This window comes from Planococcus sp. MB-3u-03 (genome assembly GCF_002833405.1).
Taxonomy (GTDB): Bacteria; Bacillota; Bacilli; order Bacillales_A; family Planococcaceae; genus Planococcus.
Map to the genome: position 1 here is coordinate 3,121,820 of NZ_CP025135.1, position 24,598 is coordinate 3,146,417.

Here is a 24,598-nt window from a genome sequence, read left to right on the forward strand (position 1 = left end):
AATTTAAGGGAAAAGAGTGGAAGAGAAATGAGATGGACATCATGCCACATACTGAAGAATAGCTGGCCACACAGATGAATAAAACCTATCTATTGAAGAAAATCCATATGTCACCCCCACAAGTGCTGTCCATCACTTTTCTGGTGGCCATCTTTTTTGGGGCCGTCCTGCTGTACTTGCCTGTCTCAACTACGGCTCCGATTTCTTTTTTGGATGCATTATTTACCGCCACTTCCGCAACCACAGTGACGGGCCTTGCCGTTCTCAGCACAGGAAATGATTTTACGCTGTTTGGCCAAACCGTCATCATGGTGCTCATGCAAATCGGCGGGCTTGGTTTGATGACGTTCGCCGTGTTAATCGTCATGCTGTTGGGAAAAAAGATCGGATTAAGGGGACGGATCTTGGTCCAACAATCGTTCAACCAGTATTCACTCGGCGGCATGATCCGCCTTGTGCGAATTATCCTTCTTTTCACTTTCGGCATCGAAGCGATAGCTACTGCCTTTTTGGCCGTTCGCTGGGTACCCGAATACGGCTGGGGCTTCGGGCTGTTCACCAGTGCTTTTCACTCTGTCTCTGCATTCAATAACGCAGGATTCTCGTTGTGGGATGATTCCTTGAGCGCTTATGTCGGAGATCCTGTCGTCAATATTATCATCACTATGCTGTTCATCACGGGCGGCATCGGATTTACTGTCCTATACGATATGTGGAGCGCCAAAGAATTCCGGCAATTATCGCTGCATTCGAAAATCATGCTGACCGGGACACTCGCCGTCAATCTCTTCGCCATGCTGTTCCTATTCGTGTCGGAGTACGGCAATATGGAGACGCTTGGGTCGATGCCGCTCGGTGATAAGATATGGGCTTCCTATTTCCAAGCTGTTACCCCGCGTACTGCAGGATTCAATTCCATCGATATCGGCAGCATGGAGACCGGTTCGATTGTGCTTATTTCGCTTTTAATGTTTATCGGAGCGGGCAGTGCCTCGACGGGGAGCGGCATCAAGCTCACCACTTTCCTAGTTATCATTTTGGTGACCGCATCCTATCTGAATGGAAAAAAAGAAGCTGTCATTTTCAACCGCGCCATTCCTTCGCACTTGCTGGAACGGTCTCTTGCGATTGTGTTCATCAGCATGACCGCAATCTTTACCGGCATTTTGATCTTAAGCTATACCGAAAATGCGCCTTTCGAATGGATCGTTTTTGAAGCGTTCTCAGCTTTCGGGACAGTCGGACTGTCGATGGGCTTGACCGGAGACCTTTCCAACATCGGCAAATTCGTCATTATGATTTTGATGTTCATCGGCCGAGTCGGCCCTGTGACACTAGCATTCGCGTTGGCGCGCCAGCATCGGGAACCCATTCGCCATCCGAAAGGCGATATCTTTACAGGTTGACCTTGGATTAACTCAAATGAAAAAGCCGCACCCCCGAATTTGGGGAGCGCAGCTTTTTTGGCGTTAACTTCTCAGAAACCCGCCTTCCGAATGAATCACTTGCCCGGTAATCCAGCCGCCTTCCTCGCTGGCCAGAAACGCGATCAAGTTCGCCGCATCTTCCGGTTTCCCGATGCGCCCCAAGCCAAATTTCGGCCGCAAATAATCCCTGATCTTGTCATCCATCCAATTGGTGTCGGTCGGTCCTGGATTGACGGCGTTCACTGTGATGCCCAGTTCCGCGAGTTCTGCGGATAAAGAAGAAGTGAATGCCGAAATCGCGCCTTTTGTTGCTGCATACGCCAAATTCCCTGGCATCGGCCCCTGATCTTGTCCGGAGGTTAAATTAATGATGCGCCCATCTTTTCGACCGGTTTGTTGAAATTCTTTTGCGAATTCCGTGGACAATAAAAACGTTGCTCTCATATTCACCATATAATGATCGTCCAAGATCTTGCCGGTCAAATCCATATAGTTGGAATCGATCGAATACGCCGCGTTATTGATAAGGATATTCGGAAATCCGATGGCGCTTGTTATATGCGTCAGGTTAGCTGCTTCGGCATCCTGTTGCGCTAAATCGACCTCCGAAAACTCACAGCGTACGCCAAGATCCAGGATTTCTGAACGGAAGCGCTCTGGAAAGCCAGTCGCTGCTTGCCAGTGGGTAAAGAAAATATCTGTTTCTTGCTGCGCCAGTTTGCGGCATACAGCCGCTCCGATTCCGGTGTCGTTACTGACACCGGTGATCAATGCCGTGCTTTTTGATTTCACCAAGCTGATAGCCTCCTTTTGTGCAGCTTATTAAAGCAACTTTGCCATATAATACTCATCCACATAGCCATCATTGATGAACAGCGAATCCCGTTTCACGCCTTCAATTTCGAGTCCCATCTTCTGATATAAAGCGACTGCTGATACATTTTCTGCTATCACTGTCAGTTCCAAACGATGGAGATCGACGGATTTTGCCCAAGCGATCACATGGGAAAACAAAGCCTTTCCGACACCTTTGCCGCGGCTATCGCTATGAACACCCATCACTATATAAGCGCGATGTGAAATTCGTCGGGGTTCTCATTTTGCACAATCAAGTATCCTAGAACTTGATGTTTTTCGCACGCAATAAAAACACCTGACTTTTCATTGGCACTCAACACTTCGATGAACTTTGCGAACGATTCGGGTGAAATTTGCCGTTCACCCGGATTGAACATCATATATCCTGAATCCTCAGCGTTTTTGATGACCTCCACGATTTGTTCTGCGTCGCGGCTGTCAGCTTTTCGAATTTTAATCACAGTTACACTCCTATTCTGTTACAAAGCGTTTCAAGTTCATTCAGCTTTAATATTTCCTGGGAAATAATCAGTGTATAACTATATACCGCTTTTCTACTCTAGAATCGATTCCATATTTCAATATCTCTGACTACTTCTTGATTTCCAACTCCGCCGCTAGAGCAATCTCCTCTGCTCCTTCATTAATATAAAAAGTTTTGACGATTCGGTACGTGCCAGTCGTCAGCTCATAGTCCAAAAACTCAAGTGGCATCTCCTGCTCCAGGTTCTCTCCCGCCCCCAAACCCAAACCAATATCCGTAAAAGCGAACTGTTCTCGGTAAGGAACTTCATACCATGTGCCTTTTTGAAATTTCTCCAGCACTCGCTGCTCACCGAATCCGACAGTACTTGAACCCGAGTTGGAAATGATTAATATTATCTCATCGACAGGAAGAGTGTAATTTTCTTCATCGCTTTGCACAGAAAATACGGTTTCCCCATTAGTGAAGCTATCTGGTAATTGTTCATGTGAGGAAGTGTTTTCTAGAACTTCATTTTTTTGACTTGTTTCAAACAGTGAACAACCAGACAGTAATAAGATAGAAGTTACTAAAAGAATCATTAATTTTTTCCCAGCCATCTTCCCATCCTTTCGGCAACTATTGAATAATCATCTAGAGTCCGGTGCTTCGAAGCCATAGAGATATGCGATGGCGTACGTAATCTCCGATAGTTATATCAGCCACGATCAAAAACATGCGTTGAAAATGAAAAGGAGAAATATTTACTGGTTTTGCGATTGCTTTGATGGAAGGCTCACTTTGCAGATGGTCCTCCCTATAATCAATCTCCTCTTGCAAAAATTGCAGCACAGCCATGGCTTCAACTCCTTATTTAAATCAAATCCTCGCGACGGATTGGCTTATTTCATTTTGTACATTCTTTGGATAGTTTTCGACATTTCTTATGACGTTGGCTTAATGACTTTATAGTAAATCTCCATTTGCTCATCCGTCTCAATCGTCCGGATTTTTTCCAATTGAATCTCCATATCATCCAGGTGTTCGAACATGCGGGTTCCAGTACCAAGAAGCACTGGAGCGATGGCAATTTGCAGTTCGTCCACCAGATTCGCACGCAATGCTTGTTGGCCGACATCGGCACCGAGGACTACCACATTCTGCTCCCCTGCGGCTTCTTTTGCTTTCCGGACGGCTGTCTCGATGCCATCCGTCACGAACGTGATGCTCAAATTGTCATTTTCTTTCGGATGCTTGGCCGGCGGATGATGCGTCAAGACAAAAATAGGCACCTGGAATTCATAATCGTCGGCATAGGCATCCGGGTCGTCCGTCATATCATAGGTTCGCCGGCCCATGATGACCGCTCCTGTATTCGCCATCACCTCATTGATTTCATCATTGGGCTTGAAGCTTTCGTAAAGCTTGTCGAGTTTTCCATGACGGTCGCTGATGAACCCATCGAGAGAGGTGATCATTCCAAAACAGACTTTTGCCATATCGCGCACATCCCTTCCTAATGTTCAACGAGTCTCTTTGCTAATCAATTCCTCTTCGCACATCATTCTCCTTCTATATATTAAGTACTTAAATTTTTATCAATTAAAAAGAGAGGCACACTTCCATCGAAGTGTGCCTCTCTTTTGCGATTTGCCCGAATTCAATAGCTGTTCTAAATTCCTTTTTCTTCAAAGCGCTTCAAATCATTACGATGTCCCATAGCGACCAGCACATCGTTCAACTTTACTTGATCGTCCGGCATCGGCGCGACATTCACTTCATCTCCGCGCTTGATAGCCAGGATTGTGCATTGATATCTTGCACGGATGTCCAGTTCGAGCAAACTTTGATTCATCAATTTCTCGGAAGCCACCAATTCGATGATGCTATAGTCTTCCGATAAATCGATATAATCTACGACTTTCTCTGAATCCATATGATGGGCGATGCGGATGCCCATCTCTTTTTCCGGCTGGATGACGCGGTCCGCCCCTACCTTCTCGAGAATCATTTGGTGCTGCACGTCTTTCGCTTTGACCCATACGAGCGGAACGCCAATTTCCTTGAGCATCAATGTGCACAACACGCTCGTTTGCATATTCTCGCCGATCGCCACGACTGCGTGTTCAAAATTCCGTACTCCAAGTTCCCTCAAGCTTGCTTCGTCTGTCGCATTCGCCACAGCGGCATGGGAAGAAAAATTTCTCATCATGTCGACACGTTCCGGCGATGAATCGATTGCCATGACATCATGTCCCAGATTGAATAGCTCTTTGCAGATGCTGCTGCCAAATCTCCCAAGGCCGATTACGATAAATTGCTTTTTCAAGTCATTTCCTCATTTCTATAATCCTTAAAAAAGATCCCCATTTCAAGCCTGTTGCGCTATTGATGGACCTTCGTTTAATTCCGTGTCAGCCTCTATACCATTTACCGGCTTTAATGTTTCAATTGACTAAAATCTACATCGGTTGAGTATTGTTGTCAATATTAACAATAGAAAGTTTTTTCCGTTTTTATCCTTACCGATTAGAAAAAAGACTCTTCCCCACAATGCGCAGCGCAGGATAAGAGTCTTCTATATAATTTCTAATGGATTAGCAATAATAGATAAAAACTTAACTTAATTAGTAATATTATTCCAATTCGTAAAATATTTAGCTACACGTCTTTTTAATCTGGAGTTGGCATCTTTGCGTTCGTTTTCTGTATCCTATTTTGCCGTTCACACATTCAATCAAATAGAACACCAGGCGTTTATCCCCGCTAAACTGTTGCGGATTTCCCCACAATTGTTGAAACACTTCTGTTAGGACGTTTTCACACACCGCGTGGTCGTTAAATTCCCGATAACAGACTTTCCAAAGCAATGAATAGTATTCATCGTATATTAATTCCAAGGCGGCTTTGTCCCGAAACTTCAGTCTTTCCAACAATCGTCCATCCGTAGTCATTTAGCACCTCTCTCTTCTTATTCAAAATACCCACAAGAAGAGAAAAGAAACCCTATATTCATTATGATATTAGGATAATTAATCAGGATCCAATTACAAGAAGGATCGGCACCAATTAGACAGCGCCGATCCTTCTCTCTGCATTATTTGATTAAGACTGGACGGGATTCTCCAAGCCCTTGTGAATCGTCACCTGATGTGGGTAAGGGATCTCGATATCATGGGCATCCAGTGCCTCTTTGATGGATTTGCGCAGCTCGCGCTCGACTCCCCATTGCTCCCCGCTTTTCGCTTTGGCAATGATGCGCAACGTGACATCCGATGCCCCGAACGCCTGCACGCCGATCACATCCGGCCCTTCGACGACGGCGGCATTGTCTTTCGCGACTTTTTCGCATACTGTTTTCAGCACGGCCATCGCTTTGTCGATATTTTCGTCATACGATACGCCAATATCTACGAGTGCACGCATATTCCCACGGGAATGGTTGCTGACAGTCGTAATATCGCGGTTCGGAATGAAATTCAAGGTACCGTCGAAACTGCGGATTTGCGTCGTCCGCAACCCGACTGATTCGACCACGCCGTCAATGGCTCCAACCGTTACATAATCGTTCACGTCAATCTGTTTCTCCAGCAATAAGAAGAAGCCGGTGACCACGTCGCTGACGAGGCCTTGTGCGCCAAAACCGATCGCAAGGCCGACGATTCCTGCGCCGGCTATAAGGCTGGCGACGGACAGTCCGAATATATTGAACAAAGTCGCAACCAAAATAAAGATCAAAGCATACGAGAAGACGTTTTCCGACAACGCGCGAAGCGTCAATGCGCGGCCATTGGTCACATCGCCTTTTTTTGTCAAGCGGTCAAATGAGCGGTTGATCAGCTTTTTCCCGATTGCACGCACAATCACGAATGCGATTAAAATTCCGATGACTTGAGCGGTAATAACCCCCGCCTCAACTAATAGGTTTCCCCAGTCAATATCAATGAAATCAAACAAAAAATCATTCCTTTCACTTTCTTGCGCTGCATTCAATAAACTCCAAGCGGCGCAGCCAATAGGTATTTGCCTGTTTCTTTATAACATATATGAGGGTCTCATTTCATTCTCGGGCTCTACCGCTGTGACACAGAACCGTCGCTTCACATCTTTTTTTAAAGTTTTTCACTAAAATAGCTTGCAGGTTACCTTGCGTCACCATCTATGTTTGAAATAGCTAATCAAACAGGAGTGATGAAAATGACGACAGCCTTTTTTGGAAGCAAGGAAATGTGGAGTTGGAAAGAATTAATATACTTATTGACCGTTGTATTGGTAGCTGTACCAATTTTTGTGGAATACAGCTTATATCATTACCTCGTAAATTTTTTCGGCAATGAATTGCATGCAGGTACGATGACTGGCTTAGTCATGTCCATTATCTTTATGGCTGCTCTTTATTTAATCGTACTTAAGCCAAATGGACAGTCTTGGAAAGCGGTAGGTGTACAAGGTTTCTCATCCGGACACTGGAAGCGGATTGTGGTTTGGACGATTGCATTGATTGTGGTGAGCATCGTTTTAGTAATTATCATGTCGGAATTTGGCGTTGGAACCGACAACAGCAAAACCGACAGCCTGCAATCACAATTGACACTCTTTAATTTCTTCATCGGATTTATCTCTGCCGCTGTCATTTCGCCCATTTACGAAGAAATTTTCTACCGTGGCTTTCTGTACCGTTTTTTCAGCAGCCGTTATGGCATAGGAGCAGGCATGCTGCTGAGTGCTTCCATATTTACTTTAGTGCATATCCCAACTTTCAATACACTTCCGGTGAACTTTGTTTCTGGCCTTATTTTTGCATGGATCTATCAAAAAACAGGTTCTGTCCTTCCATGTATCTTGATGCACGGACTTTTCAATGGCATTGCTGTAATCCTCACCGCTACCGCTTAGCCTTGTCCGCCAATTCGAGGAATTCAATTACGGCTGGATTGATGGCGTACAGCCCGAGATCTTCGGAAGCTTGCGCAGATTTCCTGGCTTCCCAAAAAGCTTCTGCCAATTTGAGATCATTGCCGAATGTTTCTGCCGATAAAATATCAACGTCAGCTAAAATCAATTGCCCCTCTTTTGAAGAGGGAGAAATCCCTTTGTCCAAGCACAGTTCAATTCTTTTGATGATGTTTATCCACTTTTTGGTCGCCAAGTCGCCGCTTTCAAGTTTAGGCAAACGCTTCTCCAAGACCTCTTGTTGCTGTGATGAAAAATAATGGCTCCAATTTTTTTCATTCTGCGGCCCAGCAACCAGCGAAATGAGGTCTTCCCAATGAATTGTCTCTTCCAATTCCAACAGGTTGAGTAAAGACTGGGTGTGCTTTAATGAATGTTGAAGCTGGTCGATTTCATTCATTAACAAAGATTTATGGACAGCCAAAATCGAATCGATCGATTGCTCTGCCAAAATGCTGCGGCTGTCTTCCAGCGATAAATTCAGCGACTTGAGCAGCAGAATCTTTTGTAGCTTCAAGATATCTTCTACGGAATAGCAGCGCTTTCCGCCCGCCTCTTTTCTCGAAGGCTCAACCAATCCGATTTGATCGTAATAGCGTATGGTCCGGACAGATACATTCAATCGCTTAGATAATTCTCCAGTCGTTAAGTATTCTTTCACCATACGATGTGCCAAATCGCCACTCCCTTTAATTTAGATCCATGTTTCATCCAATTTATCCGCATAGAATTCAATTGCCTTCTTATAAGTTGAAATGTTTTTATCAGCAGAAGTTTCCGCTAAACACTTGAGCAATATTTCCATTGCTTGCTGATGTTCTGCTAAGTTATACAAAGTCATTGCCAAAAAGACTTTCAATGCCCGATTGGATGGAAAAAGTTCTATTCCTTTTATAAAAGTGCTTCTTGATTTTTCGTATTCCCCTAAGGTCCGGTAAGTGATGCCTAGCCCCAGTATTGCGCCTTCTACATCCTCTTTTTCAAGCCCGAGTTGGATAGCTTTTTCATAATAGGGAACCGCCTTTTCTTCTTCTCCAAGTACATCAAAGCTCCAAGCGCACTGGTAATTGATTTGTGGGTGTTCGGGGAATTGCTGTGCCAGTTCCATCAGCAATTGATTTGATTCTTCTTGTTTGCCCGCAGCTCTTAGCCCGATTGCTTTCTTCAAGTCTGGATTCATCTTTTCAGCCCCCTTAGATTCTCATATAGCCAGTTTACCATTTGGAAATAAGTTGAAAGTAACTTTTCGCTGCATACTAGCATCAATCCGTTTTCAAAAATTTTTTCGAAGGAACGCTTACATTTCCAAAAGAGGTTTCACTCTAGTTTCAGGTGGTAGATAAAGGTAGAAACCAACTATTACCAACCTGAGGAGCGATTGAAATGGCGAATATCCAAAATCCTAGAACACAATATACGACGGAAGATTTTCCGAAACAATACCAGGAAGCCCCTGGCGTACAAAACCAAATGACTCCTGTGCCAGACTGTGGCGAAAAGACGTATAAAGGCTCAGGCAAGCTTGAAGGCCGTAAAGCGCTAGTAACCGGTGGTGATTCCGGAATCGGCCGCGCTGCTGCCATCGCTTACGCCAGAGAAGGTGCAGACGTTGCGATCAACTATTTGCCGGCAGAGCAATCTGATGCGGATGAAGTGAAACAATTGATCGAAGCAGAAGGCCGCAAAGCCGTCTTGATTCCCGGCGACTTGAGCAACGAAGCGTTCAACAAGGAAATGGTTGAAAAAGCGAACACTGAACTTGGCGGATTGGACATTTTGGCACTCGTAGCCGGCAAGCAACAAGCCGTCAAAGACATTGCCGACCTTCCGACAGAACAGCTTGAAAAAACATTTCAAGTCAATGTCTATTCCATGTACTGGACAGTGAAAGCGGCGCTTCCATACCTACCAGAAGGCGCGTCGATCATCACGACAAGCTCAGTTGAAGGCTTTGACCCAAGCCCGATGCTGCTGGATTATTCAGCAACGAAATTCGCGATCATCGGCTTCACTAAATCCTTGTCTAAACAATTGGCGGACAAAGGCATCCGCGTCAACTCCGTCGCGCCAGGCCCAATCTGGACAGCGCTTCAGATTTCCGGCGGACAGCCTCAGGAAAACATTCCTGAATTCGGCAAAGGCACACCAGAGACGCCAATCGGCCGCGCAGGCCAACCGGCAGAACTCGCTTCTGTCTATGTCTTCCTGGCTTCCATCGAAGCTAGCTATGTTACAGGACAGATCTACAGCATCACTGGCGGCATGACGACCGCTTAAGTTAATATTCAAAAAGCGTGAGGCACCGAATCAATCGGTGCCTCACGCTTTTTTCATTACATATTTTTGAGCCACGTCATCAGGCGCAAAATCTCGAAGGGTTCTGCCCAGGTGATGACAAAAAGGATGACGAAGAAAATAGAGAGCGACCAAACTTTCAATTGCCCCGGCTCTCTTTTCAACACGGCAATGAAAACGGTGCCCGCCGCTCCAAACAGCAGCAGGAAACCGATAAGTGCAAGCGGCTCGGAATACCCAGAGATCAAACGGTTGAGCATGAGCAATAGACTTCCCAAAATGATGAGTCCAATTGAATATTTACTGAACATCTCGTCTCCCCCTTTTTCAAGAAAGCCCGCTGTTAATCATCACGGCGCAAAACCGTAGTAGAACAGGATATGTGCATAAAAACCGAAGAACCCGACTACCAAAGTCATCAGGACAAATAACACCATCATGATGATTTTGGAAATTTTACCGATATCAAGCCGCCATACGCCTTTATAGACCTGCACCCATAGCGCAACGACGAGTGGGACAACCATTAATAGATAGAAAATAACGAGGCCATTCCCAAAGACATCGAAATAATCCCGGTTCACACTGTCGCTGGTCCTGAAATAACGGCTCATCCCAAAAAAGAACGCGAGAAACGACAACTGAACCACCACACCATAGATGAATAGCGGAACCCTGAATTTCCCCAGGTTTCGCAGCATCCACAAAACTATGCAGTACAGGATGGCTATTAGAATGGCTATGTAAAAACTGAATGGATAAAAGATATGAACACGTCCTTCCTCCCGCTTACTTTACCAAAGCGGTTCGTCCTCCTCTGTCAATTCGACTAAAAATGGGTAGGCAGCTATAACGATGACCCCACTGGCGATGATCAGTATGAATATCGTAATGACCGAAAGATTAAATAAAACCCCGAAAAGCATAGCCAATGGCGTCAGAAAGTTGGTAAGACCGGCCCTTTTTTTCGATTGGGTAGTAAGCAATTGCTTTTTCCCGCAATGCGGGCAAATCATTCCCGTATCCAATGTGAACATCTTTTTGACCGTCTGCTTCCAACTCCATTGCTTATGGCAATTTTGACAAATCGGCATGGACTCCCTCCTAGTGAGCTTTTTAAATTCATACTCTTTAAGACCTTGTCCTTATTAGACTAACAGAGATAACCAAAATTCCCACAACACATTCCAATTAACTGGGTTTCGCTGTTTCAGTTAAGAGCTCTCGAATCTATCTTCACTAAAAGAGCAAGAACTGGATGCCAGTTCTTGCTCTCAGAGTGTTGAAGAAGTCTATTAATTCATTACGAATTAGAATGGAATCGTTTTTCTACATTCAACAATCAACGATCTCTTTAAGTATTTGGAGAAGTGTTCGCTCGACTCCTGTGGAATAGCGAGACGACCGAGACCCCGCAAGGCGCAAAGCGACTGAGGAGGCTTGGGCGCGAGCCCACGGAAAGCGAGCGATAAGCTTCGGAAAATACGATTTCTTACCTTTCTCGACAGTCTGAAAGCAAGAACTGGACGCCAGTTCTTGCTCTTGATGCGGTTAATTCATATAGCGATGCTTTCTCAAGCTGTTCAAATTGGCGATTTCCTGCAGGAGCTCTTCCCCGATATTCGTCTCTCGGACCTTTTTGCGCTCGAGTTCTTCGTCGACCAATCGTTTGATCGACAAGACGTCGGTACCGTTTTGCAATACTTCTTCCTTGGAATTGAAGCGCTGGTGGGCAACGAGCTGCATGCCGTAGGAGTTGTACAACAGCGTATAACCGGCGATTCCCGTCGTTGACTGATAGGCTTTCGAAAATCCGCCGTCAATGACGATCATTTTGCCGTTCGCTTTGATCGGGTCTTCGCCGTCCCGTTCCTTGACCGGTGTATGCCCATTAATGATGCGGCCATAGTCGGGATTCAAGTCGAATTCTTCAAGCATCTTGCGGCACATGTCTTCATCTTCACGCAAATGGTAATACGGATTTTTCCGTTCTTTATGCGTTTCTTTGTCTTTGATGAAATAGCGTTCGAACGTCGTCATTTCGCGTTTGCCGAACAGCGAGGAGTTTTCGCCTGTCCATTGGTACCACACCATATCGGTCGCGAAATCATCGCTTTCTTCTGGATGCGCGAATGCATAGCGGGTATATTCTTCGAAAACATCGAGCAATTCCCGTCCGGCGTAGCTTTCGCCTTCAATTTCCATTTGTTTCATATCGCCGTTCTCTTCGAGCGGGATGCAGCCATGGATCAGCAAATTGCCGTTGTATTGAAGATATAGCTTGCCTTTTTTCATGAGGAAGTTCATATGCCGCGACAGTTTTTCGGAATGCTGAATGGAGAACAGCAATTTATCGATTACTTGCTGCTCTTCGTCGAGCAAACGGTCGGGATGTTCCGGGTCGATTGTGGCAAAGCAGGTGTTCTCCAGCGGATAGGTTTTGCCGTGGATTGTCGCTTCGTTCTTGTCGTAATCGACTTTCTCCAATAGCAAGCGGTCTTCCATGGCGAAACAAGAGCGCCGTTTGATGATCGGGCTTTCGAGCTTAAACTGGATGATCGAAATCGCCTGATGAATCTTAGTGATTTGCAGCTGTTCCTGCTCCGTTAATTGTTCATCTGAAATGCGCTTTGGATGGAATGCCGGATTGTCTTCATAATATTTCTCCGCCAAATTCAATAACGGGCGTAAATTAATGCCGTACACATCCTCGATAATGTCCAGGTTGTTATAGCGTGCACAAATACGGATAATGTTTGCGAGGCAAACTTTGGAGCCGGAATAAGCGCCGATCCACAGGACATCGTGGTTGCCCCATTGGATATCGACGGAATGATAGTCGATGAGCGTGTCCATAATCTTATGCGGATCCGGTCCCCGGTCGTAAATATCGCCGACGACGTGAAGATGGTCGACGGTCAGCCGCTGCATCGTATAGGCGAGTCCGACGATCAGCTTATCCACTTGCCCGAGTGAAATAATCTGTTCGAGCATTTTCGCGTAATAATCTTTCTTGTTGGTGAACTCATCCGTTTTGTACAGGAGTTCTTCAATAATATAGACGAACTGCTTCGGCAAGGCTTTGCGCAATTTGGAGCGCGTGTATTTAGATGAAGCGTAAGATACCAGCTTGAGCAGCCGCTCGATCGTTTCGATATACCAGTCTCTCAATTCTTTCTTGCTGCTGAAATGGCTTTTGATCAGGCTCAATTTCTCTTCCGGGTAATAGACGAGCGTCGCGAATTCGTTGAGCTCCTCTTCTGCCATCTCACCTTCGAACAGATCCCTGATTTTCACTTTGACGTTGCCGGAGCCATTGCGCAACACGTGCTGGAATGCCTGGTATTCGCCGTGGAGATCGCTGACATAATGCTCCGTCCCTTTCGGCAAATTCAAGATGGCTTCCAGGTTGATGATCTCCGTCGCTACTTTTTCTTCGCTGTCGTATTTTTCTGCCAGTAGATCCAAGTATTTTGAACTGATCATATGGAACCCTCCTTCAAGTAATATGTCTTAATCGAATTCAATTGAAAGCAAATTCCTGAAAAGCGTAATGATCAAACGGGTATGTGGAAGGAATTTCTCTATATTCCCAGTCTATAGCAGTTTCCGCGAAGGCTCTAGTATTAATTGCAGGACGGCAGGAAATTGGAAGGCCGTTGATACTTGATTGCCAAACTGGTGAACTATAAACTTTTCATTCCTAAAAGTTTAGCGTGATCCACCCATTTACGGGTAAGGAGGAATAACAGGAAATAACTTTCAATGGAAAGGATTTGTTATGACACAATCTCTTACCAGCTTGCTCATTCTTGGTTTTATCGTGATAACTCACATTCTAGTTTGGAAATGGGCCGCTTATATCCAAGAAAAATATGCCGACGATGCCAGAAAGAGGCGAATTGCTGGGGGCATCCTTTTTATGTCCGTTGCTGCATTGTTCGGTTTGTCCGCGCTCTTTCTCATACAATCTTCTTTTTAAAAATCGCGAAATCAAGAAAAGAAAGGACATGGCACAGCTTTTTATTTCAAACTTCTCGATAAGTGTCATGTAAAAGCTTTAATAGGTACATAGTTACTATTTTAATGCAACATACTGGAATTATAATAAGAAAAAAACTGAAAAAGGCAAACTTACCTGAAAAGGAAGGACGCAAAGCCATGAGCCTACCCACTGCCCGCACAGTGTACGGTTGTCAGGTTGCCAGGCACCCATTCTGTGGACCTCGGCTGACAGAATGGAGGAAAAGAATATGTTGAAGAAAGCGGCGATGTTGATGTTCGCGATGTCCCTTATGTTAGCGTTAAGCCATGCAGAAAACGTACAGGCAAGCGGCGATGCGCCTGATACCCGTGCCACTTGGCTATGGAATCCGTGGATGTTCGTGGAAGATGAAGCAGCTGTGCTCACTTTTCTCGAAAATAAAAACGTCAATAAAGTCTATGTGCAAATCGATCGGGACATTCCTAAAAATACGTACCGCAGTTTTGTCACGCAAGCGCATGCACGCGGCATAGCCGCATTTGCACTCGATGGAGCACCGGCCTGGGTTGCGCCAAAAGGCTATACGAACCAGAACATGTTGATGAACTGGCTGGGTAATTACCAAAGCGGATCGTCAGAACAGGCAGGTTTTGATGGAATCCATTTGGATGTTGAACCTTATTTATACAGCGGATGGAATTCGAACCGCGCTGCTACGGTGAAATCCTATCAATCGCTTCTGCAAAGAGCCGCAGTGAGCTCCGCGCAATTGAACTTGCCGCTTGAAGCCGATATGCCGTTTTGGTTCGACGAAATTCCTTATAAAAATACGTTCGGCAGCGGATTATTGGCCGAATGGGTTATCGCCAATACGGACGGGGTAACACTGATGGCTTACCGGGATTCCGCGCCGATGATCATCGACATTGTCAAAAACGAAATTGCCATGGCCGAAAAATACGGCAAACACGTGGTAGTGGGCGTAGAAACAGGCGTCACCGATGAAGGCAGCATCATCACCTTTGCCGAAGAAGGCGAAGCGTTCATGAATCTGCAGTTGGCTGAAGTTGCCGCTGATTACTCGGCGTACCCTGCCTACGAAGGAATTGCTATCCACCATGTTGGCAGTTGGATGACGCTCAAGCCATGAAAAGATCAGACACTTCTCATGATTTTTGGAAGTGTCTTTTTATTTTTTTCATTTCTGGCACTCTATTTTTCAGAGAACTGGAAAAACATCATTGGAAAGTCACGTTTCAAAGGGTAAATCACTTACGCGGAAGCTGATTGATGTTATTCTATAAGTGGAAAATATTATCTATTTAACTATTTAAATGACATATTACGGAACATCATTTGCGGGTTCGAAACTCCGCATGTCGTCCCACATCAAGTTCGGGACATTCTCTGAAGGACGGTGAAAAAATTGGCCCAAACAGATTATAAAGCTTTACTTGCCAATCGAATGGAACGGGATTTCTCGAAATGGGCTGCTCAAGGTACCATCCAAGAGCGTGAAGTCTATCGGTTTTGCATACGATGAAAGGCACCGCTGGAACGATCGGCATGATGGGGCTATCCGAATTTTGCGCAAGCGAGCTGGATGCTTTCTCAGAACACAGCACTGAGTTGCTGGACGTCGATTCGCTGACGGGATTCATGTCTTCATTCCGAAATTACTTTGCAACTGAAGAGCTTGCAAGCCAAAAAGAGATAGAATTGGAGACGCCTGAGAGCAAACTTTCGAGTGATGAAGCCCTAGTATTGGTCATCGATTCTGATGCTGAATTTGCCGCGAAGCTCAAAGAGACGTTAGAGCCTAAAGGCATTCCTGTCGTCATTGCTCTGGATGGACAAAAAGGCACCGAATTATTTTACACATTGCATCCGCAGATGGTGTTAGTGGATGCAATGCTGCCGGATGCTGACGGGTTCAGCCTGGCCGAAAGAATCGCCGAAGCCGGCAGAAGCCGCCACCTTCCCCTCGCCATCATGAGTGAAGATGACCGGATCGATAACCAAATCCGGGCAATGGAAGTCGGCGCCACTGATTTTTTGGCCAAGCCATTGAATATGGCGTATTTCCTCCCGTATTTAGCAAATCGCTTGCGTGGCCAGGAAATCGTCTTGCAAGGCACGCGAATTGATGAGTTGACCGGAGCCGGAAATCGCCAAGCCTTTAATGAAGCCTTGTTACAAATGACCAATCTCGCAGAAAGAACCGGCAAGCCGTTTACACTGGCATTGCTCGATCTGGATCATTTCAAGAAAATCAATGATGACTATGGGCATTCATTCGGAGATGAAGTTTTGCGATCGTTCAGCCAATTTGTGTTGAACTTGAAGCGTGATTCGGACTCGTTCTTCCGCTACGGTGGAGAGGAATTCGCATTGATTCTCCCCGAAACCAAACCGCAGGAAGCCGTTGCGTTCATCGATCGCCTGCATAAGGCGCTATCTGAAACGGAATTCGCCGTCAACGCCACTGCGCCGATTCGCTTGACCTTCTCCGCAGGAGTCAGCGAATACCGGCTCAAGCAGGAAACGATCGTCAACAAAGCCGACCAAGCTTTATACCAAGACAAACGAAACGGGCGCAACCAGACGATGGTGTATAAATCCGAAGAACACGACTTGAAACGCAAACTGAATATTGTCATTGTCGACGACGACTCACTCGTGCGCAAATTGGTCGCCAAGCAATTTTCCAATTGGAAAGCGGAGGATTTCGATATCCAGATCGAAGAATACGCAGACGGTCTCGCGCTGGTCGATTCCGACTGGTACCGTCCGGATGAGAATTACATGATCCTGCTGGACGGCGGCCTCACTGCTTACACATGGCCGGGCAAAATGGTCATGGACGACAGCTGGAAAAAAACGACGACAAAAGAACAATAAAGATTACAAAAAGAACCCCGAACGGCAACTGCTTTTAACAGCAGCCCGTTCGGGGTTTTTGCTATTTATCTTTGGTTTTCTGTTTAGGTGTAGACTTAGCTTGGTTAGCTTTCACATCAAGCTGCTCAGGCCGCTCGAGTTTCACTACCGCATAGGCGAGCCTCAACAACACCATGACCATCACGCCGACGCCGACAGCCAAATAGATCATCGTGAAAGCTTTGCTTAAATTGCCTGTCGGCGCAAGACCGGTCTCAATACCGGTCGGAATCAAGCTGACGAAGGCGAAATAAAAGGCATCAAAAAACGCCCAGCCTTCTATTTGATAATAGAACAAAGTGCCCGACAGTACGATGAACGCCAAAGTCAGCAGTAAGGTCCTGAACAAGGGCTCTTTTCCTATCCGGAATATGGCCGACAGCAAGCGTTTCAAAGTCAGTATAAGTGAAATCACCGGGTCATCACGCTCTTTTCTTTACGCATACTTGGTCAATAAAGCTGTTGGGATATGGCAATAATCATCCGGGCACTTGTCCAAACGGTCCTGATGTTCTGCTGCACTCGCTATATAATTTTCAAGCGGCAAGACTTCGACTGCGATGCGTTCCGAATCCGTTCGTTCATTAATAAAGGCTTTCGCTGCCGTTAAATGGCCGGCGCTTTCGCTATAGACGCCGGTCCTGTATTTCTCGCCGACATCCTCGCCTTGTTTATTGATGCTATAGGGATCGATGATTTCAAAGAAATACCCCATCAGTTGTTGGACCGACACGCGCGAAGGGGCGAACGTAGTTTTGACGCATTCTGCGTAGCCGTCGTAATCGCCTTCTAGCGATTGCGTCCTGCCGTTTGCCCGCCCCGCTTCGGTCGACTCGACACCCGGCAAGGTCTTGATGAACGCCTGCACGCCCCATAAGCATCCGCCTGCAAAATAGATAATCTCCATATTGCCACTCCTCTCAACCTGTAAATGGATCTTTCTTTTGCTCTGGCACACAAGCCGAGCCGTTTCCTTCAGTATAGCATCTCAAGGAATGCCGCATGAACCTTCGTCAATTCCCCGATTTCACCTTTTGATTAAGCCCGGATATATTGTTTCAATAAACCGCTTTTTGAGAATTATTAACCGTTAAGATCACCTGCGTCTTTTCTACATAGCGAAATGGCTCCAGTGATAGAACCGATAGACCCACGAGATGTCCAAAAGGCTTTTCTTCCCCATTTCCAGAGGTGCAATCCTCACTTTTAACGGCTAACCAAAATACATACTCTACCCTATATATTCAGAATAATTAAATAGCTATGATGTTTTTACCGAGTTGCATTTCCGGTAAGACGAGAAGGAGTGACTATTGATGAGCAAAAAAAAATTACTGACTTTAAGTTTGGCAGCATCACTCGCATTATCCGCCACAACGGTTTCCGCCGATACCCTATCTAAACAGGCAACAGAAAAAGTCCATGTCAATAAAGACACCCAGACACCTGATTTCATTTCCGGAACGTTGACTGAACCGACCGATCAAGGTGCAAAAGAAATTGTCTTTACATATTTAGAAGAAAACGAAGACACGTACAAAATCGATAAAAAAGACCTTTCCAGCTTCAAAGTCATCAGCCAGGAAACAGATGACCTCGGCTTCACCAAAGTGAAGCTTCAGCAGAAATTCAAAGGCGTGCCAGTTTTCGGTTCCGTAATCAATGCCCACGTTGACCAAGACGGCGTGCTCACTTCCATCTCCGGCAATTTAGCGCCGGAATTATACGATAAGAAATCCTTGAAGAAAGGCGCAACTTTGAAAGCCGGGGCTGCAGTCGAAAAAGCAGCGGCCGACCTGGAAGAAAAAATCGGCAGTTCCCCAGAGCTTGAAGCTGAAGTTACACCGGAATTGGTCATCTATTCCAAAGATGGGCAAGCGTATTTTGCCTACAGCGCTGAATTCGAGTTCCTCTATCCGGAACCGGGTAATTATCAATACTTCGTGGACGCCAAGACGGGCGACATCCTCGATTCCTATAACCAGATCCATGAGGCGAAACCTTCCGGCGGCGGTGCGAGTTTGACCGGCGAAGATTCGACTGCGAGCGGCAAAGGCGTGTTGGGCGATACGAAATCGTTCAATACTTTAGTCAACAGCAACGGCTCTTACCTGGTCGACCGCACGCGCGGCAGCGGCATTTTCACGTATGACGCAAAAAACCGCACACGCACGCCTGGCACACTGTGGCTCGACAGCGACAATGTCTACAATGCCGCTTATGACGGCGCTGCAGTCGATGCCCATACTTACGCTGGCCAAACCTACGATTACTTCCAAGACGTCCATAGCCGCAATAGCTACGACGGCAACGGCGCTGAGCTGATTTCCACCGTCCATTACGGCCGCAGCTATAACAACGCGTTCTGGAGCGGTTCCCAAATGGTCTACGGCGACGGTGATGGCACTACCTTCGTGCCGCTGTCAGGAGCGCTGGACGTTATTGCCCATGAATTGACGCATGCCGTGACCGATACGACGGCCGACTTGATCTACCAAAATGAATCCGGCGCGATCAACGAATCGATGTCCGATATTTTTGGAACGCTTGTTGAATACCATTTCAATAACAAGCCCGACTGGCAAGTAGGCGAAGATATCTATACGCCGAACGTTGCGGGCGATGCACTGCGCTCGATGGAAGACCCGACATTGAGCGGAGACCCGGATCATTATTCGAAACGCTACACCGGCACGGGTGATTACGGCGGCGTCCATATCAACTCCGGCATCAGCAATAAAGCGGCGTTCCTGCTCGCCAATGGCGGCACGCATTACGGCGTGACGGTCGCTGGCATCGGCAACGACAAAGCGGGCGATATCTACTACCGCACTTTGACGCAATACTTGACGCCGAACTCCAACTACAGCCATTTCCGCGTTTCCACCATCCAAGCGGCAACGGATCTGTACGGCGCATCGAGCGCTGAAGTCGCAAGCGTCAAAGCAGCGTTCTCGGCTGTCGGGGTTAACTGATCGATCGGCCAAAGCAACATAACGCAGCTATAAGTGCAGCTTTCATTTGCGCATCACTGCCTTCTCAATAAATAAAGCACAGCTGATCCCATTCAGCTGTGCTTTATTGCGTTCATATTTATTTTCGGATTATGGAATAATCACCAACGAAACAGCGCGTTCGGTTCCTTGTTCCGGCTCCTGCGCATTATAATATTTCTCCATTAATGAGCCAAGCTCCGATTGAAAATCATTGAATCTATCGTCTGTTAAATTCAGCTTCACTAAAGAAAATGTCGATTGATCCTGGGACTGCTCTTCCACGCTGCGCTCATGGTAATTTTTATAGTTTTGCAGAATGTACATGAAATAGTACGTGATGAACCGGATTCTCTCGCTATAAGTAGCTGACTGCCAGTCTTCCTGACTCACTTTATAAGCTTGCGTGTTCAGTGCATAGAGTTTTTCTTCCACTTTCCCGCTGCGGTTTATGCCCACCACTTTCAGCAAGTCATCCTCCACCATGGAATTCACGTGTCTGTACAAAGTCGCTTGCGACACTTCTTTCAATAGTTTATTCAGCTGCAGGATCGATAAGCCCTCATCAACATCGATCAATTCCAAAGCTATTTTAAACCTGACTTGGTTTTTAAATAAATCAAATTCCATGTGCAATGTCCCCTTTTTGAGTGCGCTTAATTAGCTATTATATATTCTTTCCGTTGATTTACCAACTCCACCTAAATGGCCGGCTGGCAACTCGAAACCTGATTAAAATACGGAGCATGCATAAAGTAGTTGACGTTTTCATTATCATTATTGATAATGATAATGGAAAGGGTGATAAATATGAATACTGATATTACTGCTTTACTGGAAATCGATTGGGCAAAAATCCTGCCGTTCGCCTTGCCCATTATCTTTTTCAACTTATTGCTCATTGGCGTCGCACTGTACGACTGGTTTAAGCGGAAAGATCGGATTGCGGCACCGTATGCTTGGCTCGCCGCCATCTTATTATTCCAATCATTAGGGCCGATCTTGTATTTGGTCATCGGAAGGAAGGTCATTCGCCATGATTACAGTCGAGAAACTTCATAAGAGGATCAAAAAACGAAAAATCTTGAGCGATGTCTCTTTTACGGTTGCACAAGGGGAATGCATTGGTTTATTGGGGCCAAACGGTGCCGGCAAAACAACGCTTATTAAATGCATGACTGGCGTTTTGCACTATGAACAAGGGAACATCACCTTCCATTCCAAGCCCATTGCCCAGCACAAGCAAGATATCGGCTATTTGTCCCAGCATACAGACTTCAAGCCGTGGATGAGCTGCGGGGAATCGCTTCGTTTCTTCGGAAAACTATCAGGCCTGGATGCGGTATTTTTACAGGAGGCTATCCCCGCGGTGTTGGAGGAAGTTGGCCTGAAGGATAAAGAGGGCTATAAAGTGGAGCAATTATCCGGTGGCATGAAGCAGCGGCTCGGAATCGCACAAGCCATTTTGCACGAGCCGCAATTATTGATTTTGGATGAACCGGTCTCAGCTCTCGATCCGATCGGCCGGAACGAAGTGAAAAAATTGATCGCCCGCTTGAAGAAACGGATGACCATCATTATTTCCACACATATCCTGGATGATGCCAGTGCGTTTTGCGACCGCTACATTGTGATCAAAGATGGCGCGATTTCTGGAACCATCGACAGCCAACTTCAGCATGCAGACCGTACACAAGTTTTGGTGAAGACAGCGAAGACTCCACCAGCAAGCGGCATTTGGCCCGGTGATGGCGTGGCGTATATTGAACGCCTGTCCCCTACCGCTTTCCTTTTGACAGGGACTGAACAACTTGATTTGAAAAAAGTCGTCCATGACTTGGATGCACAAGAGCTGGATGTCACGTCCATCGAGTTTTATGAAAAAGGAATCGAGGAAATTTTCCTGGAGATGGTGTCGGACACATGACCAACTTTTATACGCTAACCCAAACCGAGCTGGCGGAAGCCGCAAAAGAATACAAATTTATTTGGCTGACATTGTTTTTCGTCATTTTGGGTGTCACCCAGCCTTTGATTAATAACTATATGGACGTGATCCTCGAAAACGTAGGCGGCGCAGATGGCATCACCATTGACCCGAACCGGCCGGTACCGAGTTCCGGAGAAGTTCTTCTGTCGACCATTTCCGGGCAGTTCAATCAAATCGGACTCATCATTTTAATCATCAGCTTCATGGGGCTCATTGCGTCCGACCGCAATAGCGGCATGCAGGACTTTATCTTGACCCGCCCGGTTGCCATTCCGTCTTATTTATTGTCAAAGCTTGCAGGCCACTGGCTCATCAGCATGTTCGCCATTGCCATTGGAGCCGCCGTTTCCTACGGCTACACGATTTTTTTATTCGGTTCGTTCTCTTTTTCCGATTTCTTGTTATTTCTTTTGATGTACAGTTTGTGGATTCTCTACGTCATCAGCCTAGCGATTCTAATCAGCACATTCATCAAGGGGCCCATTCTCATCGCGGTCACGACGATTGCCGTCTCCATTTTCTTGATCCTGATCAAAAGCTTTAACCATCTTGTGTTTCAGCTGTCCCCAGGCGGCGTCTTGAACGTCGCAGAAAACCAATTGCTGCCGGGTGGTGAGGTCAATCATTTCAGCATCCTGTCGTGTGGAGTGTTCATTGTGTTTAACATTTGGCTGGCCAAAATCAATCTGAACAAACAGTAAGCGGGTTCCCTTTGCGCACTACAGAAGCTCAGTCCATCCATAACGGGCTGGGCTTCTTTTTCGATCACCTAAAATCACCATCCTCCGGGATACTCGTCAAAAAAATCACTTTCAAAATAGTGCAAAAATATTTTGCGCAAAAATTTTAGATATTTAAATTTTTGAAAAAATCATTTGCACCTCTTCGAAGCTCATGGCAAAATAGTTGAAAAGGCTTTCATTATCTTGCATTGAGGAGATGAATCATGAAAAATCAACAGAAAATAGAAATTCCTTTTGTTATGGCGTTAATTCCATTCATCGTCATGATCAGTATCATGGCAATTACCATCATCAAATTTGGCGGTAGCCCGCACGTCCCGTTATTGATCGGTGCGGCAATTGCTGCCCTGATCGGCTGGCGCTACGGATATAAATGGGAAATCATCGAGGAAGGCGCTTATAAAGGCATCCGCATGGCGCTTCCGGCGATTGTCATCATCCTTCTCGTCGGTTTGATCATCGGAGCTTGGATTGGCGGCGGGATTGTGGCCACGATGATCTATTACGGATTGAAAATCATCACCCCTTCCCTATTCCTCGTGACCATCTGCATCATTTGCGCGATTGTCACTTTGGCCATAGGCAGTTCCTGGTCGACAATGGGAACGATCGGCGTCGCGGGAATGGGCATCGGCGTGAGCATGGGCATCCCTGCTGCCATGGTAGCAGGCGCGGTCATTTCCGGTGCTTATTTCGGCGACAAAATGTCCCCGCTGTCTGACACAACCAATTTGGCGGCCGGAATTACCGAAACGCCTTTGTTCACGCATATTAAGCATATGGTGTATACGACGATTCCTGGCCTCATCATTGCGTTAGTCGCTTACTTTATTCTCGGCAGGCAGTTTGCCGGCACTGCCGTGGATATCGGCAACATCAACAGCATCCTTTCCGCATTGGAAAGCAATTTCGTCATCTCCCCTTGGCTGTTGCTCGTGCCGCTTGCGGTCATCGTCTTGGTAGCGAAAAAGGTTCCTGCACTGCCGGCTTTGACGATTGGCGTGTTGCTCGGCTGGCTGTGCTATGTGTTTATCCAAGGCGGCAGCGTGGCCGATGCCGTCAATACGCTTCACGACGGATTCGTGATTTCGAGCGGCAATGAAATGGTAGATAATTTGTTCAACCGCGGCGGCATCGAGTCGATGATGTACACGGTGTCCTTGACGATTGTCGCGATGATCTTCGGCGGCATCATGGAACAAGTGGGGATGCTCCAAGCGATCGTCAACCAAATTCTCAAGGTCGCGAAATCAGCAGGCAGCCTGATTGCCGCGACAATCGTTTCGGCCTTTTTCACGAATGCAACCGCTTCTGAACAATACATATCGATTCTTCTCCCAGGTAGAATGTACGCCAAAGCGTATCGGGACAAAAAACTGCATTCGAAAAACTTATCACGGGCATTGGAAGACGGCGGCACCGTCACTTCGCCTTTGATTCCCTGGAATACATGCGGCGTGTTTATCGTGGCGACTCTCGGCGTCAGCACCTTCGCCTATGCGCCTTACGCGATTCTGAACTATACCGTGCCGATTATCTCCATCTTCATGGCATTCTTTGGGCTGAAAGTCGAATTCTTGACCGAGCAGGAATTAAAAGCGCTGGAAGAAAAAGAAGCACGGCAATCGTCAAAACCCGGCGACAACGATGCTTCAGATTCTGTCCTGACCTAACTCAAAAAACATCAAGCTAATCAAAGCTTGATGTTTTTTGATTGTTGAAGAAGTCTATAATCCGCTATTAATTAATACTGAGCTTCCCTTTTCTATATTCAAAATCAATGTTCTAGCTAAGTATTTGGAGAAGCGTTCGCTCGACTCCAGTGGTAAAGCGAGACGACCGAGACCCCGCAAGGCGCAAAGCGACTGAGGAGGCTTGGGCGCGAGCCCACGGAAAGCGAGCGATAAGCTTCGGAAAATACGACTTTTCATTTTCTCGACAACCTAAAAAC

General features: G+C 46.3%; 28 protein-coding genes and 1 riboswitch. Of the genes, 10 read left to right on the forward strand and 18 right to left on the reverse strand.

The window, feature by feature from the left end; genetic code table 11:
* The first annotated feature begins 74 nt into the window (after window positions 1-74).
* Window positions 75-1,406 carry a TrkH family potassium uptake protein gene (locus CW734_RS16835; RefSeq protein WP_101191900.1) on the forward strand — a complete coding sequence of 444 codons (1,332 nt, stop codon included), beginning with the start codon at window positions 75-77 and terminating at the stop codon, window positions 1,404-1,406.
* A 63-nt stretch (window positions 1,407-1,469) separates the two neighbouring features.
* On the opposite strand, the gene CW734_RS16840 is transcribed toward CW734_RS16835, so the two are convergent.
* The 9 genes from CW734_RS16840 to CW734_RS16875 all read right to left on the reverse strand — a co-directional run bounded on the left by CW734_RS16840 (window position 1,470) and on the right by CW734_RS16875 (window position 6,705).
* Entirely contained in the window at window positions 1,470-2,222 is a 753-nt protein-coding gene (locus CW734_RS16840; RefSeq protein ID WP_374703203.1) for an SDR family oxidoreductase, read from the reverse strand.
* A 27-nt stretch (window positions 2,223-2,249) separates the two neighbouring features.
* Window positions 2,250-2,486 carry a GNAT family N-acetyltransferase gene (locus tag CW734_RS19785; RefSeq protein WP_332871053.1) on the reverse strand — a complete coding sequence of 79 codons (237 nt, stop codon included), beginning with the start codon at window positions 2,484-2,486 and terminating at the stop codon, window positions 2,250-2,252.
* Between the two features lie 2 nt (window positions 2,487-2,488).
* Window positions 2,489-2,746, reverse strand: coding sequence for a GNAT family N-acetyltransferase (locus CW734_RS19790; protein WP_332871009.1), 258 nt, complete (start codon window positions 2,744-2,746; stop codon window positions 2,489-2,491).
* Window positions 2,747-2,876: 130 nt separating this feature from the next.
* Window positions 2,877-3,368, reverse strand: coding sequence for an immunoglobulin-like domain-containing protein (locus CW734_RS16850; RefSeq protein WP_101191902.1), 492 nt, complete (start codon window positions 3,366-3,368; stop codon window positions 2,877-2,879).
* A gap of 34 nt (window positions 3,369-3,402) precedes the next feature.
* Entirely contained in the window at window positions 3,403-3,606 is a 204-nt protein-coding gene (locus tag CW734_RS16855) for a helix-turn-helix domain-containing protein (protein ID WP_101191903.1), read from the reverse strand.
* 86 nt (window positions 3,607-3,692) lie between these two features.
* On the reverse strand, window positions 3,693-4,247 hold the full coding sequence (locus CW734_RS16860) for a dihydrofolate reductase family protein (protein ID WP_101191904.1): 555 nt from the start codon (window positions 4,245-4,247) through the stop codon (window positions 3,693-3,695).
* Between the two features lie 173 nt (window positions 4,248-4,420).
* Window positions 4,421-5,077, reverse strand: a complete 657-nt coding sequence (locus tag CW734_RS16865) for a potassium channel family protein (protein WP_101191905.1) — start codon at window positions 5,075-5,077, stop codon at window positions 4,421-4,423.
* 328 nt (window positions 5,078-5,405) lie between these two features.
* The gene (locus CW734_RS20140) at window positions 5,406-5,702 is read right to left on the reverse strand and encodes an RNA polymerase sigma factor (protein ID WP_101191906.1); all 297 of its coding nucleotides are present in this window, start codon (window positions 5,700-5,702) and stop codon (window positions 5,406-5,408) included.
* A gap of 151 nt (window positions 5,703-5,853) precedes the next feature.
* Window positions 5,854-6,705 (reverse strand): mechanosensitive ion channel family protein, encoded by an 852-nt coding sequence (locus CW734_RS16875; protein ID WP_101192241.1) that lies wholly within the window; start codon window positions 6,703-6,705, stop codon window positions 5,854-5,856.
* A 240-nt stretch (window positions 6,706-6,945) separates the two neighbouring features.
* On the opposite strand from CW734_RS16875, the gene CW734_RS16880 reads away from it, so the two are divergent.
* A complete protein-coding gene (locus CW734_RS16880; protein ID WP_374703204.1) occupies window positions 6,946-7,644 on the forward strand; it encodes a CPBP family intramembrane glutamic endopeptidase in 699 nt (232 codons plus the stop codon).
* On the opposite strand, the gene CW734_RS16885 is transcribed toward CW734_RS16880, so the two are convergent.
* Together CW734_RS16885 and CW734_RS16890 are read right to left on the reverse strand one after the other, a co-directional pair.
* A complete protein-coding gene (locus CW734_RS16885; protein WP_232787118.1) occupies window positions 7,634-8,377 on the reverse strand; it encodes a MerR family transcriptional regulator in 744 nt (247 codons plus the stop codon). The genes CW734_RS16880 and CW734_RS16885 overlap by 11 nt on opposite strands.
* A gap of 18 nt (window positions 8,378-8,395) precedes the next feature.
* A complete protein-coding gene (locus CW734_RS16890; RefSeq protein ID WP_101191908.1) occupies window positions 8,396-8,881 on the reverse strand; it encodes a tetratricopeptide repeat protein in 486 nt (161 codons plus the stop codon).
* 203 nt (window positions 8,882-9,084) lie between these two features.
* Between CW734_RS16890 and CW734_RS16895 the strand changes: the two genes are divergently transcribed.
* Window positions 9,085-9,978: an SDR family oxidoreductase gene (locus CW734_RS16895; protein WP_101191909.1), complete on the forward strand. Its 894-nt coding sequence runs from the start codon at window positions 9,085-9,087 to the stop codon at window positions 9,976-9,978.
* Window positions 9,979-10,034: 56 nt separating this feature from the next.
* Here CW734_RS16895 and CW734_RS16900 read toward each other — a convergent pair whose 3' ends face one another.
* The 4 genes from CW734_RS16900 to CW734_RS16915 all read right to left on the reverse strand — a co-directional run bounded on the left by CW734_RS16900 (window position 10,035) and on the right by CW734_RS16915 (window position 13,479).
* Complete coding sequence (locus CW734_RS16900; RefSeq protein WP_101191910.1) at window positions 10,035-10,307, reverse strand: hypothetical protein; 273 nt, start codon at window positions 10,305-10,307, stop codon at window positions 10,035-10,037.
* Between the two features lie 39 nt (window positions 10,308-10,346).
* Window positions 10,347-10,580, reverse strand: coding sequence for a hypothetical protein (locus CW734_RS16905; protein ID WP_145990621.1), 234 nt, complete (start codon window positions 10,578-10,580; stop codon window positions 10,347-10,349).
* A gap of 210 nt (window positions 10,581-10,790) precedes the next feature.
* Window positions 10,791-11,090 carry a TIGR04104 family putative zinc finger protein gene (locus CW734_RS16910; RefSeq protein WP_101191912.1) on the reverse strand — a complete coding sequence of 100 codons (300 nt, stop codon included), beginning with the start codon at window positions 11,088-11,090 and terminating at the stop codon, window positions 10,791-10,793.
* Window positions 11,091-11,547: 457 nt separating this feature from the next.
* The gene (locus CW734_RS16915; RefSeq protein WP_145990625.1) at window positions 11,548-13,479 is read right to left on the reverse strand and encodes a fructose-1,6-bisphosphatase; all 1,932 of its coding nucleotides are present in this window, start codon (window positions 13,477-13,479) and stop codon (window positions 11,548-11,550) included.
* 634 nt (window positions 13,480-14,113) lie between these two features.
* Window positions 14,114-14,205: riboswitch (cyclic di-GMP riboswitch) on the forward strand.
* A gap of 44 nt (window positions 14,206-14,249) precedes the next feature.
* On the opposite strand from CW734_RS16915, the gene CW734_RS16925 reads away from it, so the two are divergent.
* Both CW734_RS16925 and CW734_RS16930 read left to right on the forward strand, forming a co-directional pair.
* Entirely contained in the window at window positions 14,250-15,131 is an 882-nt protein-coding gene (locus CW734_RS16925) for an amidase (protein WP_232787119.1), read from the forward strand.
* Between the two features lie 389 nt (window positions 15,132-15,520).
* Entirely contained in the window at window positions 15,521-16,882 is a 1,362-nt protein-coding gene (locus tag CW734_RS16930) for a GGDEF domain-containing protein (protein ID WP_101191915.1), read from the forward strand.
* Window positions 16,883-16,943: 61 nt separating this feature from the next.
* Here the strand turns inward: CW734_RS16930 and CW734_RS16935 are convergent, their stop codons facing one another.
* Both CW734_RS16935 and CW734_RS16940 read right to left on the reverse strand, forming a co-directional pair.
* Complete coding sequence (locus CW734_RS16935; RefSeq protein ID WP_101191916.1) at window positions 16,944-17,336, reverse strand: ion channel; 393 nt, start codon at window positions 17,334-17,336, stop codon at window positions 16,944-16,946.
* Window positions 17,337-17,357: 21 nt separating this feature from the next.
* On the reverse strand, window positions 17,358-17,828 hold the full coding sequence (locus CW734_RS16940; protein WP_101191917.1) for a peptide-methionine (S)-S-oxide reductase: 471 nt from the start codon (window positions 17,826-17,828) through the stop codon (window positions 17,358-17,360).
* Between the two features lie 409 nt (window positions 17,829-18,237).
* Between CW734_RS16940 and CW734_RS16945 the strand changes: the two genes are divergently transcribed.
* Complete coding sequence (locus CW734_RS16945) at window positions 18,238-19,896, forward strand: M4 family metallopeptidase (RefSeq protein WP_101191918.1); 1,659 nt, start codon at window positions 18,238-18,240, stop codon at window positions 19,894-19,896.
* Between the two features lie 129 nt (window positions 19,897-20,025).
* On the opposite strand, the gene CW734_RS16950 is transcribed toward CW734_RS16945, so the two are convergent.
* Complete coding sequence (locus tag CW734_RS16950) at window positions 20,026-20,544, reverse strand: helix-turn-helix domain-containing protein (RefSeq protein WP_101191919.1); 519 nt, start codon at window positions 20,542-20,544, stop codon at window positions 20,026-20,028.
* Window positions 20,545-20,724: 180 nt separating this feature from the next.
* Between CW734_RS16950 and CW734_RS16955 the strand changes: the two genes are divergently transcribed.
* From CW734_RS16955 to nhaC, 4 genes are all read left to right on the forward strand, one after another.
* Window positions 20,725-20,976 (forward strand): PLD nuclease N-terminal domain-containing protein, encoded by a 252-nt coding sequence (locus CW734_RS16955; RefSeq protein WP_101191920.1) that lies wholly within the window; start codon window positions 20,725-20,727, stop codon window positions 20,974-20,976.
* Window positions 20,951-21,841, forward strand: coding sequence for an ABC transporter ATP-binding protein (locus CW734_RS16960; RefSeq protein WP_101191921.1), 891 nt, complete (start codon window positions 20,951-20,953; stop codon window positions 21,839-21,841). Before CW734_RS16955 ends, CW734_RS16960 begins: the two co-directional genes overlap by 26 nt.
* On the forward strand, window positions 21,838-22,605 hold the full coding sequence (locus tag CW734_RS16965) for an ABC transporter permease (RefSeq protein ID WP_101191922.1): 768 nt from the start codon (window positions 21,838-21,840) through the stop codon (window positions 22,603-22,605). The genes CW734_RS16960 and CW734_RS16965 overlap by 4 nt, the downstream gene beginning before the upstream one ends.
* Window positions 22,606-22,850: 245 nt before the next feature.
* Entirely contained in the window at window positions 22,851-24,320 is a 1,470-nt protein-coding gene (gene nhaC / locus CW734_RS16970) for a Na+/H+ antiporter NhaC (protein ID WP_101191923.1), read from the forward strand.
* Window positions 24,321-24,598: the final 278 nt, after the last annotated feature.